Below are 17,379 nucleotides of genomic sequence, written 5' to 3' on the forward strand. Positions count from 1 at the left end.
CTGGCCCTTTCCTTCTCACTTTCAAACCGGATCCGCTCGCCGAACAAGATGGGATACTACCCGGATAGCACACTTGTGTCTAGAGGGTTTCACCAGAAATATGGAGAAATATCCAAAAGAGCAACTCCTCTTGCCCAAGATGGGCCAGTTCGCTACTCTCCTCTTCAGGAGATTCTATATGGAACATGATATGAGCAAAGGGAATCCCACTAGACTCATCCTTCTCTTTATGCTTCCCATCCTAGGGGGAAACCTATTCCAACAATTCTACAGCATGGTCGATACCATCATTGTGGGAAGATTTCTTGGTGTCCAATCCCTAGCGGCGGTAGGTTCTACAGGAGGGGCAACCTTTTTGGTCCTTGGTTTCGTTGTAGGCCTTACGGTCGGCTTTTCGGTCATCATAAGCCAAAAGTTCGGGGCCAAGGATGAAGCGAGCATGAAGAAGGCGGTCGCGATGAGTGTACTTACCGCCGGAGCCATCTCGATCGTCATATCGGGCCTTGCCGTCTGGTTGTGCAAACCCATGCTCAGACTCCTCAATACACCCTATGACATCATTGAAGATGCAAATTCCTATCTGACCATCCTTTTCATAGGCATAGTTGCAACTATCTACTACAATCTGCTTGCATCGTTCCTTCGTGCCCTTGGGGACAGCAGGTCTCCCCTCTATTTCCTCTTGATCGCATCGGCCCTCAACATAGCGGGGGACCTGTTGGCAGTGCTTGTCCTTGACCTGGGTGTGCGGGGCGTTGCCTTGGCTACGGTAGTCAGCCAGAGCCTTTCGGCACTGCTGTGCCTCATCTATATAGTAAGAAGGTACCCTTCGCTCCACCTGAAGAGATCGGACTGGGCACTCGACTGGCACATAATAGGAAACCTGCTACGGATAGGCCTGCCCAGTGCACTGCAATTCTCGGTATGCGCGATCGGGGTAATGTTTGTGCAGGCAACCATCAACAAGATGGGCAGCAATACCGTAGCAGCCTTTTCGGTAGGCGTGCGCATCGAACAGCTGGTGACCCTTCCGCTGCCGACGCTGGGGGTAGCAATGACCACCTATGCTGCCCAAAACCTCGGTTCAGGAAAACTCGACCGGGTAAGCCAGGGGATCAGGAGTGCTTCGCTTTTGGTCGTCCTCTTCAGTGCCATCGCATTTGCCCTCGTATTCTTCCTTGGCGGGGATCTTGCCAGGCTGTTCGTTGACGGGAGCCAAGGTCCGGTAATCAAGGAGGTGCAGCTCTATCTGAACATCATCGCCCCTTTCTTTATCCCATTGGGCTTCATCTTCGTTCTCCGAAGCACCAGCCAGGGCCTGGGCTCAGGCCTCATCCCCATGCTTTCCAGCATACAGGAACTGGTGTTCAGGGTCCTCGTAGCCCTCATCCTACCCCGTTTTTTGGGATATGCGGGCGTCTGCCTGGCAAGCCCGGTTGCCTGGGTTGCAGCCTCCATCCTGCTTCTCTTCGCGCACAGGATCCAGATGAAGAATTTCCGACACCTGGTAGAGGTGAAGCGATAGGGGACCTATAGCCACTTCCTTGGTATGAACATCTATGCATACCAAAGCCATGGCTATGAGGGCCTGGCCATAAGAATCCAGGTGACTACATCGGCTAGGGGCCTGACCCTCCTGGGATTGTCCCAGACACAACAGAGGGAGTTCAGACAGAAGGCAGCATCGATCTCTACCGCCTTGGGGGTGCCAGAGCCCACAGGAATCGTCCAGGTCCCCCCCAAATCAAACCTGGAATCCCTTGAGCTGGCAATCATCCTTGCCCTACGGCTCTCCAGGGACAGGCTCCTTCCCTCTGGATGCCCAGACATCATGATCGCAGGAAAGCTCAACCTTGACGGGACCATAGCACCCATGCCAACGTTGCTTGCCATACCTGAATTGGCTTACACCCACCACTGCAGGCTTCTCATTGCTCCGACTGCTGCCCGCCCGTATACCTACAGGGCCCTAGTGATCCGTCACTGTGCAGATCTTGAGCAGGCTCTTCGCCAATGCAGGAGGTTCCTGCTCAACCATGGCGGTGAACAGGATGTTCCAGCATCGGCACAGACCCCGCCTTCCCCTCCCAGCCACCCTTTTGCAGAGATCCTGGGTTTGGAAAAGGCAAAAAGAGCGTTGCAAATAGTTGCGGCAGGGGGCCTCAATATCCTTCTCTATGGCCCCCCTGGAGGGGGAAAGACGCTACTGCTTCACACCTTGGCGAGCCTCATGCCTCCCCTTACCGAGGAGGAAAAGGAAGAGATAGCGAGAATCAGAGGCACGCTTCCCACCTCTCGCCCGGTAATTGAGGTCCTGCCAACCATGGCAGAGAAGCAGCTGTTCGGCTCAGAGCCCTCCCTGCTCAATCTTGCCCATGGAGGTATCCTGTTGGTCGACGAACTGAACAGACAAAAGGAGAGTACGCTCAAGGCGATCACGTTCTTCCTTGAAAAGCGGAATTGTGGATCGTATCCTGGGCGCTTCATCCTTGCCTCTGCAATGAATGGATGCCCTTGTGGAAACATGGGCAGGGAAGAGGCGCTGTGCACCTGTAGCGAAAAACAGAGACAGAGGCATTGGTCCAGGATAGGGTCTGCCCTGTTGGACCGATTTGACATATGCCTGCCAATCCTGCCGGAAAACCTCATGACACTTCCTCTAGTCCAGGAAGAGCAGGACATCTGTGCAAACATAAGGAAAGTGTGGTTGAAACAGCGACAAACCGACCAACAGAAATATCTCAAGCTTCTACCCCTACTGGACACCTGCAAGCAGGGTAAGAGCTTAAGCATGCGCTGCAGCATATCGGTATGCAAGATAGCAACGATAATCGCTCATTTTAGCAATAGGGAGGTAGTTGACAAAGAGGATATGTCGGAAGCATTATCATATAAGACATATGGAATTGACAGGCATTGGAGGTGACAAAAAATGCGAATGAAATATTTCCTGCAAGTAGTTGACACCAGTTCTTGCTTCCTGCTATAGTCCAATACGTTGCAGGGGCCGCTAGCTCAGTTGGTAGAGCAACGCCCTTTTAAGGCGTGGGTCACAGGTCCGAATCCTGTGCGGCTCAAAGTGCCTGTTACACGTAACATGCGATCTATGTCTCCTTCGTCTAGTGGTTAGGACAACGGGTTTTCATCCCGTCAACAGGGGTTCAATTCCCCTAGGAGATGTACTGTTTTGGAGCTGTCGTCTATACGATAGCTCCTTTTTTTTTCTTATGGGCAAGCCGAAATCTTGACAGATGGCAATATGTGTACTACACAATAGGTACAGGGTCGGATAACCGAAGCACCATATCTCCCAATCAGGCTAGGTATCGATCCTGCAAATTACCCTTCTTCCGGGCTGCAATCTTTCTGACTTGTACCCACACCCACAAGCTTTTGGATTGCAGCTCACCCATGAACAGCCTAACTACTCTTTTCCTGGACCAGCAAGGCCTTACCTGCCCAACTGATGACCCAAGCTCCCAAAGGTGCAGTCAGGACGATGCTCATGACAGCCATGGCAAGGATGATCTCCCCAGGGCGTGTATCCATCCCGTGGGCTGCCATCACAGCAAGAGGGGCTGCCCCGATGGCAGCCTGTACCGTTGCCTTGGGAATGTAGGAGAGCACGACAAAGAGCCGCTCCTTTTGGGTCAGCCCTGCACCAAAGGTACAGAGGTAGGTGCCAACCGATCGGCCTATGAGGGCGATGAAGATCAGGGCAACCCCTTTCAGGCCGGCATCCAAGGCAGCCCTGAAGTTTACCTGGGACCCTACCAGGGAAAAGAGGAGGATCTGTGCAAACACCCAGATCTTTGCCAATTTTGAGGATATCTCATGGGCCATCCTCTCCCGTTTCTCCAGAATGACAAAGCCGATGGTCATCACCGAGATCAAGGGAGCATACGGTATGCCGAACGTCCCCAGAAAATTGCCAAAATCTACCAGAAGTATTGCCAAGGAGAGGACTACAAGCGTCCTTTTGGTGGCCCGGGGATCGAAGCGCTCGAACAGCCCGACCAGAATAAGGCCAAAGACTATGCCTACGAGGATCCCGCTGAGAATGGAGAGGGGAATCCCTGCCAATTTCCAAGCAATGTTTACCTTCCCGCCGCTATACATACCGATGAGCACACTGTAGGCAACGATGACGGTAACATCATCCAGGCTCGAGCCTGCCAACACCATGGTGGGGATACTTTTCTTTGTACCCCTCCCCTCTTCGATGAACTTGATCATGTAGGGAACAACGACTGCAGGTGATACTGCGGCCAATACACACCCCATAATGGCCGCTTCCATTCGGGATATAGGCAGGAACATCGGCCCAAGGGCAAAGATGACTGAAGCCTCGAAGGTCGCAGGGAGAAACCCCAGCAAAAGTGCATTCTTGCCCACAAGGTTCAGGCTCTTCTTGGAAAGCTTGAAGCCTGACCTGAGCAGGATGACAATGAGCGCCATCAGGCGCAAATCAGAGCCGACGAGCAAAATCGACGGGTCCAGGAGGTTCAGAACCGAGGGTCCGAGAAGGGCCCCGACCACAATCATGCCAAGGAGGCCGGGAAGGCCCAACTTTGAGAAGGCCCACTCTACCAAAAGGCAGAGCAGGATAATGAGAGCAAGACTCAATGCCATAAAAAAACTCCTTCCGACAGGACATGCCTATCCTTTTCATCAGGAGTTATCAGCATCGCCGAAACGAGCGGTTCTTATGCCTCGTCCGAGGCATAGATGGCGAACCCCATCGCCTGGCCATATTCTAGACATCTGATCATGGCCGGTCAATATCAGCCACCTGTACAAGCGTAGGTTTGTGTGGATAATACAGAGGAGTAAGGAGTCATAGAAATGAGCAATATTTCCAGAATCAAACGCATATGTGATGCCAATGGCATATCGGGTTTTGAGGACGAGGTCCTGACAGCGATCAGGGAAGAGGCCCCAAACCTAGGGACCTTCACCGAGGACAGCATGAGGAACCTCTATCTTGCCTTTGCAAACAACAAGGGAGGGCGCCCTGTCATCCAACTCGATGCCCATACCGACGAGGTTGGATTCATGGTAAAATGTATCCGCGACGACGGAATGCTGGAGTTCATCCCCATCGGGGGGTGGGTAAACAGCAACATCCCCGCCCATCGGGTACGGGTCAGGAACATGGACGGCCACTATGTGCAGGGCCTGGTAGGAAGCAAGCCCCCGCACTATATGAGCGAAGCAGAGAGAAATGCAGCCCCAGAGATTACCTCCATGATCATAGACATCGGCTCTTTCAGCTATGCAGAGAGTGTGAACACCTACAAGATCGGCGTTGCTGCCCCTGTGGTGCCTGAAGCTACCTGTTCCTATAACGAACAGAGTGGCCTGCTATGGGGAAAAGCCTTCGATTGCAGGCTTGGATGCACCTCCATCCTCGATACCCTTGAGGCCCTGCAGAAGGAAGAACTTTCCGTCGACCTTATTGCAGGTTTTGCCAGCCAGGAGGAGGTAGGATGCAGAGGTGCCATCATCACCTCAAGGACCATCGATGCTGACCTTGCCATCTGTTTTGAGGGGGTCCCGGCAGACGACACCTTCCTTCCTGCCTACCAGAGGCAGACTGCGGTCGGCAAGGGACCAATGCTGCGGCACATCGACAGCAAGACAATCATCAATCCAAGGTTCCAGCGCTTTGCCCTTGATGTGGCAAAACAGTGCAACATCCCTGTACAGGAAGCGGTTCGCTCGGGAGGCAGCACCAACGCTTCGCAGATCCACATCGCCCAAAGAGGCATTCCCACCATCGTCATCGGAATACCTGTCAGGTATGCCCATACCCACTGGGGAATCAGCAGCCTCTCCGATGTGGAAAATGCTGTTAAGCTTGGCGTTGCGATCATCAAGGCATTGGATGCAGAGACGATAGCAGGTTTTTAGTTTATTTTTGACAAGAGAGCTCCACAATGTCATACTAGGTAAAAATCGGGGAGGTTTTTCATGAAAGAAATCCAGCTTTGCCTGACGGAAATGCGTACCTTTTTCCAACAAGGGACAACCCGGGATATTTCCTGGAGGAAAAAACAGCTGAAAGTGCTCAGATCAAGCATAGCTGAACATGAAAAGGCCATCCTCAAGGCCTTGTACGACGATTTGGGAAAATCGGAATTCGAAGGCTATGCCACCGAAATAGGGGTAGTCTATTCTGAGATTGACCAGCATCTGAAGCATCTGGAGTCGTGGAGCAGGCCCAAACGGGTTCGCTCCACCATCCTCTCCTTCCCTTCCCGCTCCTATACCGTCACCCAGCCACTTGGGGTTGTGTTGATCATGAGCCCCTGGAACTACCCGTTCCAACTGGCCATCGCCCCTCTGGTTGCTGCCATCGCAGCGGGAAACTGTGCAGTCGTAAAGCCTTCAAGGTATAGCAGCAACACATCCCACATCATCGTGGAACTTTTGGCAAAGGCATTTCCCTCTGAATATGTCGCTACCTTTGAGGGTGGCAGCGAGATGAACACAGCCCTGTTAAACTACCGTTTCGACCATATCTTCTTTACAGGAAGCCCGACGGTAGGTAAGGTTGTCATGCAGAAGGCTTCCCAATTCCTCACCCCTGTCACCCTGGAACTCGGAGGCAAGAGCCCCACCATCATCGATGAGGGATCAAACCTGAAGCTTGCAGCCAAACGGGTTGCCTGGGGAAAATTCCTCAACGCAGGGCAGACCTGCATAGCCCCTGACTACATCCTGGTAAAACGGGATCTACACGACCGGTTCATCGAGGAACTGAAGGTGGCCATTCAAGCCATGTATGGGACCGACCCGCTGAACAACGGAGAATATCCCACCATCATCAACCAAAAGCACTTCAGCCGCCTGATAGAGCTGCTGCAACAGGGAACCCTCAGCTATGGGGGGCAGATCGACCCCAAGCTCTTGAGGATAGCCCCAACCATCCTGACCAACCCACTGCTGGACAAGCCGTTGATGACCGACGAAATATTCGGCCCCCTGCTTCCCATCATCGCCTTCAACTCGTTTGAGGAGGCCTTTTCCTTTATCGAGGAGCGGGAACATCCGCTTGCCCTCTACTATTTCGGCAACAACAAGGAGCATGAGAAACGCGTGGTGCAGAACCTGCTGTATGGAGGGGGTTGCATCAACGACACCGTCCTCCATCTTTCCAATCCGCACCTTCCCTTCGGAGGGATCGGGAACAGCGGGATGGGTTCCTACCATGCACAGAATGGATTCAAGACCTTCAGTCACACCAAGAGCATTCTCAAGAAATACAATTTCCTGGATATTCCGTTACGCTATGCCCCCTTCAAGGGGAAATTCTCCCTTCTCAAACGCTTTATGAAATAAGGTAAAGGAGCCTTGTATGAAACGAACAACCCTACTGCTCACCGTCTCCCTGGTATTGTGTAGCCTCACCACGCTGGCAGCATCTGCGAACTTCCAAAAAGCGGACCTGCTCTTTGACCAAGAGCAATATGCCCTCTGCCAGAGTGAACTTCTGGCGCAAAAAGACCTGGCCTCAACAGCCCAGGAACAGTCTGAGGTATTGTGGCGCCTGGCCCGCCTGCAAGTCTCCATCGGCGACGAGCTGGCTGTGGATGACAAGGATGGCAGGTACCGGGAGTACGAAAAGGGTGAAGCCTACGCCCTGGCCTCCATCGAAGCATACCCCAATGCAATGGCCTACCTCTGGAAATCGTCCAACAACGGACGTTGGGGACAGACAAAGGGCCCGCTGAATGCATTGGGCAAGGCCAAAGGGATGTTGGAAGACCTTACCAAGGTGGTCAATGAGTTCAAGACCATGGACTCCACGGAGACCTGGTATGTGCTCTCCAGCCTCTACGATGAACTCCCTGGTGGGATCATCTCCTTTGGGAACAAGGATTGGGCGGTCAGCTACATGAGAAAGGCCATGGAGACAATACCCTCGAACATCCTGAACCCAGGACACTACAAGAAGTTTGCCGAGGAGCTCTACAGCCGCAACTGGAATGCAGCAAAACGCGCCAAGGAGTTCAAGAAAATGGATGGGGATTGGAAGAAGGCGGCGACACCCCTCGAGCAGTACCGCTACTACGAAGGCAAGGATGAGGGAAAGGTTACCCCATTCTACTCATCCGTACAGCTTGTACAGATGAGTGACCGCCAGGAGGCACTGATGGTGCTCTCCTATGTGAAGGCAAAATACAAGGTCTTCAGGACTCTGCAGCCAAGCGATGCCAAGGACATGGCTGAGATCGAGGAGCTCTATACCAAGTGGACCTGATGCCCTAAAAACCATTGGGTACAGGATGGCCGGGGCTCGTTGCCTAGACCATCCTGTTGTTTTTTTGCCTTGGTAGTATCAGGTATGACAAGATCCTGCAAGTGTTCAGTTCTGGCCGTAATAGGCATTTTTCCCATGTTTTCTGAGAAAGTGCTTGTCCAGCAAGGTCTGCTGCATGCTCTCCATCGTCTGGTTGTTCAGCATCAGGGTATGCCAGGCCATCATGGCAACCTCCTCCAGGACAACCGCATTGTGCACCGCTTCACGGGCATCGCATCCCCAGGTAAACGGACCATGGCTGTGCACCAGGACCGCAGGGACGGCACCAGGGTCCAGGGAGGCAAAGCGCTCGACAATGACCTTGCCCGTCTCAAGCTCATAGGAGCCTGCTATCTCATCGTCATGCATCATCCGGGTGCAGGGAATCTCCCCATAGAAGTAGTCCCCATGGGTCGTTCCCAAGGCAGGGATACCCCTCCCGGCCTGGGAGAAGATCGTTGCCCAACGGCTATGGGTATGCACGATGCCACCAATCTCCGGAAAGCTCCGATAGAGATGAAGGTGGGTCGGTGTGTCCGATGATGGCTTGTAGGAACCCTCTACCCGTTCGCCCGTCGCCAGGCTGATGACAACCATGTCCTCAGGTTTCATCACCTCATAGGTGACGCCGGATGGCTTGATGACCATCATCCCGCTCTCCCTATCGACAGCAGATACGTTTCCCCAGGTGAAGGTCACCAGCTTGTAGGAGGGAAGCTGAAGATTTGCTTCATAGACCTCGCGTTTCAGATTTTCCAACATGGCAGATCTCCTTGTGCTTTCTATGACAAGCGTCTCTTGTCCATCGAACTGTAGATCAGTCTTTTCACTGTGACAAGCCCGGCGACCGCTCCCTTGTCCATAACGATGAGAATATCCCCCTTGATCTCCTGCAGGAGCTCCAAGGCATCATAGAGGTTCGAGGTGGTGGGAATGGTCATGGGTTTGTGGATTATCATGGCCGTGATGGGGTCATTATCCTTAGCTTTCGCCTTGTACAGCTCCTTGTAGCTTATGGTACCCAGTACCTCTGAGCCATCGATGACAGGAAGGACACCCAACTGATGTTCATGCATGAGAGCAAGCACATCCTTCACAGTGGAGGTAGGAAGACAGCCAACTATATGTTTCTGCATTATCTCACCGACCGTAATTGTCTTGAAGGTAGAGATCCTCTTGTCGAACTGGATGTTTATCCCTCTTCTGGTCAGTTTCTTCGTGTACATGGTCTCCTTGTACAACAGCTTGGCCACAAAATGGGAGATTACCACTGCCAACATAAGCGGAAGCATTATCTGATAGTTGCGGGTCATCTCAAAGATCATGATGATGGAGGTGAGCACCCCACCTGTCACTCCTGAGACCATGGCACCCATCCCCACGATCGCATAGGCCGCAATGGGTCCTACATCCCCTGGGAATACCAAATTTGCAACCATGCCCAAAACACCACCCAAGGCAGCACCCAAAAACAGGGATGGGGCGAAAATGCCGCCAGAACCTCCAGACCCTAGGGTAAGGCTGTTGGCAAAAATCTTCAGGACGATAAGGGAGAGCATCAACACAAGGGAGTGTTCCTTGTTTGCCAGGATTGAATTTAAAAACTCATATCCGACACCGTAGACATAATAGGAACCAAAGGCCTTGAGGCAGAAAAGTCCGATAAGCCCCACAAGAAGGCCCCCGGCCAAGGCTTTGAAAACCGAGGGGATGTGGATCTTTGCAATAAAGTCCTCTACAGAGTATACGCTCATAATAAAGAGTACTGAGAGCAGACCTGCAAACAAGCCCAACAGGGCATAGATCAACAGTTCATAGGAGGAGACCATCATATACTCGGGGATGATGAAAGCCGCCCCTGTCCCCAGGATAAGCGAGGAAATATAGGTTGAGACGGTTGAGGAGACAACCAGGGGCATGATGGTCATGATGCTATATTCGGGGAGGATCAGCTCGAGGGCAAACATCACCCCGCCGATGGGGGCGTTGAAGGTTGCGCTGATCCCTCCGGCAGCTCCTGCACCTACCAAAATGATGGTCTCTCTTGGGGAAAGCTTGAAGACCTGGCCCAAGGTGGAGCCGAACGAGGATCCTATCTGGACAATCGGCCCCTCCTTTCCGACTGAGCCACCGCTACCGATGGTAAGGGCAGAGGCAAAGGTCTTTACCAGAGCGACTATCGGCCGAATCCTCCCCTTGTTCTCAGAGACTGCAACCATCACCTCAGGGACCCCATGGCCCTTTGCTTCCGGAGCCCATTTCTGCGTAATGTAATTGGCAAGGGCAAGTCCTATGGCTGGTACCAGGATAACCAGGTTTCCCCAACGCGAGTTGGATAGGTTGTGCTTGAAGGAGAAGGTCCCCATAAACAGAAGGTTGTGAAAGAAATCAATAAGATATCGGAATCCAATAGAGCCAAAGGCCGCAACCACTCCTACAAAAACGCAGAGGAAACTCAGGTACATGGTCCTCCATACCTGTTGGTTTTCCTTGTTCAAGATGTTTGTGTACGTTTGAAAATCACTGTGTTGTGAGCGGACGTCCATGATAGCCTTCCCCTTGGTTTACCCTGTAAAAAACAAAGGTCATTTGCAGGGATTATGTTCTTGACGAACCACCATTGTAAAAACATATTGAACAAATGTCCATGAAAAGGCGGAAATTCCTCAAATTCTTCAATTTTTCCTAGAATGGTAACCTTTTCTCTTGCAACAATCTCCAAAAAATTCTGTACCAAAGGAGGAAAAAAACGTATCATGCAGCAATGAGCCCATTATTGCGAAAAAACCAATCCCATACGTTTCTCTGGCTTTTGCGCTCCCTCCTTCTTGGCCTGATTGTCGGGGCGGTTATCAGCGCTCTCACCCTCGCAGTTGAAGGGGCAACGGCGATCAGGGAAAAGCACCAATTCCTTCTTTTCTTCATACCTGTAGGCGCAGCCCTCACCACATTCCTCTATACAAAGATCGGCCCCTATCTCAAGGATGCAGGTAACCAGGTCATCCAGATGATCAATTTGGGAATCATCGACATAGCACACCCCTCGGCCATTGGTTTCAAGCAAGACGCCCAATCCAACTACAGCAAAATATCCACCAAGATGGCACCTCTTCTGTTTTTGAACACCTTCATAACCCATCTGGTGGGGGCCTCCGGTGGCAAGGAGGGGGTTGGTGTCCAGATAGGGGCTTCGCTAGGAAGCAACCTCGGACGCTTGGAACATTTTCTTTTTTCCAGGAAAAACCCTTCGCTCGATCTGAAGCAACAGGGCATATGGCTCATAAGTGGTGCAGGGGCAGCCTTTGGGGCCCTCTTCAATGCCCCTGTGGCAGGCACCCTCTTTGGCATGCAGTTTTCAAGCCCCAGAGAGAACCGTACCGATGCACTCCTACCCTGCCTTGTCTCTTCCCTGTCAGCTTGCTTGATTACCCAGGCACTGGATGTGCATGTATTCCACCCCCTCGCGGTGGAGGCCTTTCCCCTGGACCTACAGACCATCTTGACCTTAAGCTGCATGGCAATCGTATTTGGCCTGTTCAGTCGTATCTTCTGCCTTGTGGTCAACTGGACCAAGCAACTTTTTTCCAACATCAAGAAGAGTCCCCTGCTTAGGGTTGCCATAGCAAGTCTATGCCTGTTGGTCGCCAGCCTTCTCATCTATTGGGTTACTGGGGCCTTCACCTACAACGGGCTGTCCATCGACCTCATCATCCAGGCCCAATTGGGAGAAACCTCCCTGGCCGCACCTTTTTTGAAACTCCTGCTCACGGCCCTCACCTTGGCAAGTGGGTTTGTTGGGGGAGAGGTCATTCCCCTGCTGGTGATCGGAGCCACCAGTGGCTCCCTTCTTGCTACGTTTACGACCATCCCCGTCTCCGCAATGGCCATGTTTGGTGCCATTGGGATGCTCAGCGGTTCCACAAAGCTGCCCTTGGCCTGTTTTGTCCTAGGCCTTGAGCTGTTCGGCTATGCCAATCCCCTCTCCCTTTTCCTGGTGGCCAGCCTATCCTATGGGGCTTCTGGAAAACTGGGGATCTACGAAAAGCAGATACTGCCCGAAGGGGTTGACTGGGTCTGAGAAAAAGCCAATTCCCGCTTGACCAAAAAAGAAGAAACCTCTAAATTATATTTGTATTCAATCATATATAAATATATAGGAGGCTCTCTTTGCCGCTAACAAGAACCTGGAATCTGGAAAACCTCGATTGTGCTAACTGCTCAGCAGAGATAGAACACAAAATATCCTCTCAAGCGGGGGTCAAGGTAGCACGCCTGAACTTCATGACCAAAAAGCTCACCGTGGAGAGTACCACTAGCCAGGACCACCTGTTTTGGGCGAACCTCGAGAAGGTGGCGAAATCTGTCGAACCATCCTTGGTCATGGAGCCACTGGAAGCTGGATATTCCAAGACCTGGAGGCTTGAGGGACTGGACTGTGCGTCCTGTGCATCCGACGTGGAGAAAGCCATATCCCGCATGCATGGTGTTTCTGAGGTTTCCCTCGACTTCATGCAGAGCAAACTCACCGTCAAGACTACCTCTACTGTAAGCGGATCGTTCTGGAGTAAGGTCATTGAGGTTGCCAAGGGTGTTGATGCCTCCCTAATTTTTATCAACGAAACAAAAAGCACAGAGGCAAGCCATTCACCTTGGTTGAACAAGAACCTTGCCAGGCTACTCGCCTCCCTGACCTTGTTGGCAATTGGGATGGTTTTCAAGGACAATCAGACCTCCCAGTGGTTCATAGTGGCGGCATACCTGCTCAGCGGCTACGATGTGCTGCTGAAGGCAGGAAGGAATATCCTCAAGGGAAGAGTCTTTGACGAGAACTTTTTGATGAGTATTGCATCCCTTGGGGCGATGGCAATCTCCCAGTTTAGCGAGGGGGCTGCTGTCATGCTCTTCTACCAGGTAGGCGAGTACTTCCAGGGGGCAGCTGTGGACAGCAGCAGAAGGTCCATAGCTGAAGCGATGAACCTGAAAAGCGAGTGTGCCCGCCTGGTTACCGAGGAGGGGACACTCCAGGTCGCGCCTGAACAGGTCGAGGTGGGATCAGTGGTGCGTGTCCTCAATGGGGAGAGGATCCCCCTTGATGGGATTGTCATCAAGGGCAGCACGTCGATCGACACCAGGAGCCTGACCGGGGAGAGTGTGCCACGCTTTGTCGAAAGCGGTGATGAGGCCCTCAGCGGTTCGGTAAACCTTGGTTCGGTCATAGAGCTTGAGGTAACCAAACCCTACAGGGAGAGTACGGTCAGCAAGATCATGGCCCTCGTGGAGGATGCAACCTCCCACAAGGCCCCTACCGAGCAGTTCATCACCAAATTTGCAAGGTATTACACACCCATTGTGGTCTTGCTCGCCGCCCTCATAGCCATTGTCCCTACCCTGTTGGTAGGAAGCTTTTCACTCTGGCTCTATAGGGCCCTCGTATTCTTGGTCATCAGCTGTCCTTGTGCCCTGGTGATCTCCGTCCCCCTCTCCTATTTTGCCGGGATCGGCAAAAGTGCCACCTATGGCATCCTGGTCAAGGGTGGCAACTATCTGGAGGCCTTGAGCAAGATCGATACCATGGTATTCGACAAGACAGGGACCATCACCGAGGGGAACTTCGCCGTGGTCAGCGTCCAGCTCGCAGTTCCCAGCCCCTATACGGAAAAAGAGGCATCTCGCCTACTGGCAATCCTGGAAAAAAGCAGTACCCACCCCATTGCAAATGCCTTGGCATCGTTTGGGCAGGCCGATGATACCATCCATGCAAGCGAGGTAACCGAAATTTCCGGCCTTGGCATAGAAGGCTTGGTCGAGGGCCACGCCCTGGTGGCTGGCAATGCCCGTCTCCTTAGGGAAAAAGGAATAGCCGTCGCTGACGAAAGCAAGGGCTTGGGCACCTCTGTCCTGCTCTCCATCGATGGCAAGCTCGCAGCTACATTCTTTGTAGAGGATATGCCAAAAGCCAATGCAAAAGAGGCTATCGGTAAGATCAAGGCCATGGGAATCAAACGAAGTGTCATGCTCAGCGGAGATACCCTGGCTGTCGCCAACTCCATTGCACAGAGGGTGGGGATCGACGAGACGCAAGCCCTGCTGCTCCCACAGCAGAAGGTGGAGGCCTTTATCCGCCTGGAAGCTGACTCCCCCCACATAGCCTTTGTCGGGGATGGGATCAACGATGCCCCGGTTCTTGCCCGCTCCAAGGTAGGCATCGCCATGGGGTCCATGGGCAGCGACGCAGCCATTGAGGCTGCTGACATCGTCATCATGAATGATGACCTGCTCTCCATCCCACGGGTTATGGCGATAGCAAGGAAAACCAAGAGAATCGTAGTGCAGAACATAACATTTGCCCTGTCGATCAAGGCCATCACTCTCGTCCTTGGTGCTTTAGGCTACGCTACCATGTGGTGGGCGGTTTTTGCCGATGTGGGGGTTGCAATTCTTGCGATTCTCAATGCGCTGCGTATCCTCCTGGGGAATCCTGCGCGTTGATTATCCACTCAATCTATGCTATCGTAGCTCAGATCGTGTAAGGATAGAGAAATGAATGAGAAACTGACAAGAAATATTGGCATAATGGCACATATAGATGCGGGGAAAACCACTACCACGGAGAGAATCCTCTTCTATACAGGGGAGAACCATCGCATCGGCGAAGTAGACAACGGCGAAGCCACCATGGATTTCATGGAGCAGGAACAGGACCGTGGCATAACCATTGCCAGTGCCGCAACAACCTGTTTCTGGAAAAACCATCAGATAAACATCATCGATACCCCCGGACACGTTGACTTTACCGCAGAGGTAGAACGTTCCCTCCGGGTCCTCGATGGGGCTGTCATGGTCATCTGTGCTGTCGGCGGGGTCGAGCCCCAGACCGAGACGGTATACAGACAGGCCGACACCTACAAGGTCCCCCGGATTGCGTTCATCAACAAGATGGACCGTCTTGGTGCGAACTTTGAGGAAGCCCTCAACGAGATCCAGACCAAGCTTGGGGCAAATACTGTACCGCTCTTTGTCCCAGTAGGATCGGAGAATGATTTCAAGGGAATCATCAACCTGATGACCCAAAAGTACATAACCTACGATTCCACCGACCAGGGAAAGACGATCGTCGAGAATGAGATCCCTGCATCCCTGTCTGAAATGGCACAGCAGTGGAGAGAGCGGCTCATCGACAGCGTCGCCTCCTTCAGCGACGAGATCACCGAGCTCTACTTTGAGGGAGAGGAGATCCCCCTCGAACTGATACAGAAGACCCTGAAGAAGGCTACCATCGAAAGGAGTGCCCTTCCTGTCTTCGTAGGCTCCTCCCTCAAGGATATCGGGGTCCAGGCCCTGCTTGACGGGGTGATAGACTACCTTCCCTCACCGTCGGAAGTTCCCCCGATCTTGGGTGTGAACCAGAAGACAGGCAAGGAAGTGGAGGTTGGCTATAGCCAGGACAAGGCCCCACTGGGCCTGATCTTCAAGATCCAGGTCGACAGGGAAGCTGGGCCATTGTGTTTTGTACGCATGTACAATGGTACCATCAAGAAGGGTACCTCCATCATGAACATCACCAAAAAGAAGCGGGAAAGGGTCAACAGGATCCTTCGCATGCATGCAAACCGCCCCGAGGAGATCACCGAGCTTGAAGCTGGGGACATTGGGGTGATAGTGGGCTTCAAGGAAGGAAGGACCGGTGATACCATCGGCAGTGAGGGGGCACAGATCCTGCTTGAGGAGATGCACTTCCCCACTCCGGTGATTTCGGTTGCCATCGAGCCCAACACCCTCAGCGATGGGGAGAAGCTACGTGCCGCCCTTACCACCCTTACCCAGGAAGACCCAACCTTCACCTACAGGGACGACCAGGAGACAGGACAGCTGATCATCAGCGGGATGGGGGAGCTGCATCTCGATGTGCTGGTGACCCGCCTGACCAAGGAGATGAAGATCCAGGCAAGAATTGGCAAGCCCCAGGTAACCTATCGGGAATCGATCCTGGCCACTGCAACTGGAACGGAACAGTTCTCCAAGGTGATTGCGGGAAAGGAAAATACCGCCTCCGTAACCCTGACTGTCAAGCCACTGCCTAGCGGTAGCGGGACAAACTACCATTGCTCTGCAAAGGTGAAGGGGATGCCGGAGCTCTACTATGAGGCGGTGAAGCGTGGGGTGACCAACTCCTTCAGCAGTGGCATCCAACTCGGCTACGAGGTGTGCGACCTCGATGTAGAGGTGACTGCCATCGGCTACAGCGAGCTTACTGCCTCTGAGTTTGCCTTTGAGGCTTGTGCCGCCATGTGCTTTGACAAAGTGGCCCAACAGGCGAACCCTGTCCTCATGGAACCCATCATGCAGGTGACGATCGCTGTCCCTTCCCTATTCGTTGGAGAGGCAATTTCCAGCCTGACAAGCCGAAGAGGATTGGTCAACAGCATTGAGAGCAGACCCAGTGGAGAATATATCCATGCACAGGCTCCCCTGTCTCAACTTTTTGGGTATTCCACGATCCTTCGCTCAGCAACACAAGGAAGAGGGACATTTTCCATGCAGTTCAACCATTATGCCCAGAAACAACAGTAATCTCTGAAAACCATGAAAAATAACCACCCAAACCCTTGCCTAATATCTGTTTCCATGCCTAGAATATAGGTGAGAAAAGATGATGAAATATATATTGCAGACCTGCTAAACTTGTTTAGTAACTGGAATGTAGTGATTAGTGAAAGAGGAGTACAACATGGCTAGAACTTACAACTTACAGGACATCTTCGCAAGAAACCTAAAGGAGAGGAGAAGAAAACTCTCTTTGACACAAGCACAGCTTGCCGACAAGATAGGGGTTTCCACTTCCTTTGTCACTGAGATCGAGACATCCAGGAAGGCACCTTCCTTTGCTACCATCGAGAAGATCAGTGCAGCTCTTGACGTCCCTTGCTGGACCCTGTTTTGTGAAGACGGAGACAAACTGCCCAATGATGTGAGTGTCATGGACCAGTTCGCATACAAACTCAAGCAGGACATCAGCCATCTCATCGATGTCAACGTGAGTTTTACAAGGTAACTCAAACCGACATTCTCTACAC

Annotated in this window: 13 protein-coding genes, 2 tRNA genes and 1 riboswitch; of the genes, 12 read left to right on the forward strand and 3 right to left on the reverse strand. The window is 52.5% G+C overall.

Annotation, left to right across the window (positions count from 1 at the left end):
• From ROJ03_RS09890 to ROJ03_RS09910, 5 genes are all read left to right on the forward strand, one after another.
• Positions 1-189: hypothetical protein (locus ROJ03_RS09890; protein WP_313726881.1), on the forward strand; the 189-nt coding region annotated here is incomplete at its 5' end.
• Complete coding sequence (locus ROJ03_RS09895) at positions 179-1,525, forward strand: MATE family efflux transporter (protein WP_313726882.1); 1,347 nt, start codon at positions 179-181, stop codon at positions 1,523-1,525. The genes ROJ03_RS09890 and ROJ03_RS09895, both read left to right, overlap by 11 nt.
• A gap of 24 nt (positions 1,526-1,549) precedes the next feature.
• The gene (locus ROJ03_RS09900; protein WP_313726883.1) at positions 1,550-2,926 is read left to right on the forward strand and encodes an ATP-binding protein; all 1,377 of its coding nucleotides are present in this window, start codon (positions 1,550-1,552) and stop codon (positions 2,924-2,926) included.
• A 78-nt stretch (positions 2,927-3,004) separates the two neighbouring features.
• Positions 3,005-3,077: transfer RNA gene (locus ROJ03_RS09905), tRNA-Lys, on the forward strand.
• A 31-nt stretch (positions 3,078-3,108) separates the two neighbouring features.
• A tRNA-Glu gene (locus ROJ03_RS09910) sits at positions 3,109-3,180 on the forward strand.
• A gap of 240 nt (positions 3,181-3,420) precedes the next feature.
• On the opposite strand, the gene ROJ03_RS09915 is transcribed toward ROJ03_RS09910, so the two are convergent.
• Complete coding sequence (locus ROJ03_RS09915) at positions 3,421-4,632, reverse strand: cation:proton antiporter (RefSeq protein ID WP_313726884.1); 1,212 nt, start codon at positions 4,630-4,632, stop codon at positions 3,421-3,423.
• Between the two features lie 33 nt (positions 4,633-4,665).
• Positions 4,666-4,755: riboswitch (Fluoride riboswitch) on the reverse strand.
• A 90-nt stretch (positions 4,756-4,845) separates the two neighbouring features.
• On the opposite strand from ROJ03_RS09915, the gene ROJ03_RS09920 reads away from it, so the two are divergent.
• Genes ROJ03_RS09920 through ROJ03_RS09930 form a run of 3 tightly spaced genes read left to right on the forward strand, consistent with a single transcriptional unit; the run spans position 4,846 to position 8,266 of the window.
• Complete coding sequence (locus ROJ03_RS09920; RefSeq protein WP_313726885.1) at positions 4,846-5,913, forward strand: M20/M25/M40 family metallo-hydrolase; 1,068 nt, start codon at positions 4,846-4,848, stop codon at positions 5,911-5,913.
• Between the two features lie 60 nt (positions 5,914-5,973).
• Positions 5,974-7,344 (forward strand): aldehyde dehydrogenase, encoded by a 1,371-nt coding sequence (locus ROJ03_RS09925; RefSeq protein ID WP_313726886.1) that lies wholly within the window; start codon positions 5,974-5,976, stop codon positions 7,342-7,344.
• A 16-nt stretch (positions 7,345-7,360) separates the two neighbouring features.
• On the forward strand, positions 7,361-8,266 hold the full coding sequence (locus tag ROJ03_RS09930) for a hypothetical protein (protein ID WP_313726887.1): 906 nt from the start codon (positions 7,361-7,363) through the stop codon (positions 8,264-8,266).
• Positions 8,267-8,371: 105 nt separating this feature from the next.
• Here the strand turns inward: ROJ03_RS09930 and araD are convergent, their stop codons facing one another.
• On the reverse strand, positions 8,372-9,067 hold the full coding sequence (gene araD, locus ROJ03_RS09935) for an L-ribulose-5-phosphate 4-epimerase (RefSeq protein ID WP_313726888.1): 696 nt from the start codon (positions 9,065-9,067) through the stop codon (positions 8,372-8,374).
• Between the two features lie 20 nt (positions 9,068-9,087).
• Positions 9,088-10,803 carry a chloride channel protein gene (locus ROJ03_RS09940; protein ID WP_313726889.1) on the reverse strand — a complete coding sequence of 572 codons (1,716 nt, stop codon included), beginning with the start codon at positions 10,801-10,803 and terminating at the stop codon, positions 9,088-9,090.
• Positions 10,804-11,069: 266 nt separating this feature from the next.
• Here ROJ03_RS09940 and ROJ03_RS09945 point away from each other — a divergent pair, with 266 nt between their 5' ends.
• The 4 genes from ROJ03_RS09945 (at position 11,070) to ROJ03_RS09960 (ending at position 17,357) form a co-directional block, all read left to right on the forward strand.
• Positions 11,070-12,383: a chloride channel protein gene (locus ROJ03_RS09945; RefSeq protein WP_313726890.1), complete on the forward strand. Its 1,314-nt coding sequence runs from the start codon at positions 11,070-11,072 to the stop codon at positions 12,381-12,383.
• A gap of 89 nt (positions 12,384-12,472) precedes the next feature.
• Positions 12,473-14,794 carry a heavy metal translocating P-type ATPase gene (locus ROJ03_RS09950; protein ID WP_313726891.1) on the forward strand — a complete coding sequence of 774 codons (2,322 nt, stop codon included), beginning with the start codon at positions 12,473-12,475 and terminating at the stop codon, positions 14,792-14,794.
• A 51-nt stretch (positions 14,795-14,845) separates the two neighbouring features.
• Positions 14,846-16,876, forward strand: a complete 2,031-nt coding sequence (gene fusA / locus ROJ03_RS09955; RefSeq protein ID WP_313726892.1) for an elongation factor G — start codon at positions 14,846-14,848, stop codon at positions 16,874-16,876.
• Positions 16,877-17,033: 157 nt separating this feature from the next.
• A complete protein-coding gene (locus ROJ03_RS09960; RefSeq protein WP_313726893.1) occupies positions 17,034-17,357 on the forward strand; it encodes a helix-turn-helix transcriptional regulator in 324 nt (107 codons plus the stop codon).
• The last annotated feature ends 22 nt before the right edge of the window (positions 17,358-17,379 follow it).

Source organism: Sphaerochaeta sp. PS (assembly GCF_032144095.1).
In the GTDB taxonomy this organism is placed as follows: domain Bacteria; phylum Spirochaetota; class Spirochaetia; order Sphaerochaetales; family Sphaerochaetaceae; genus Sphaerochaeta.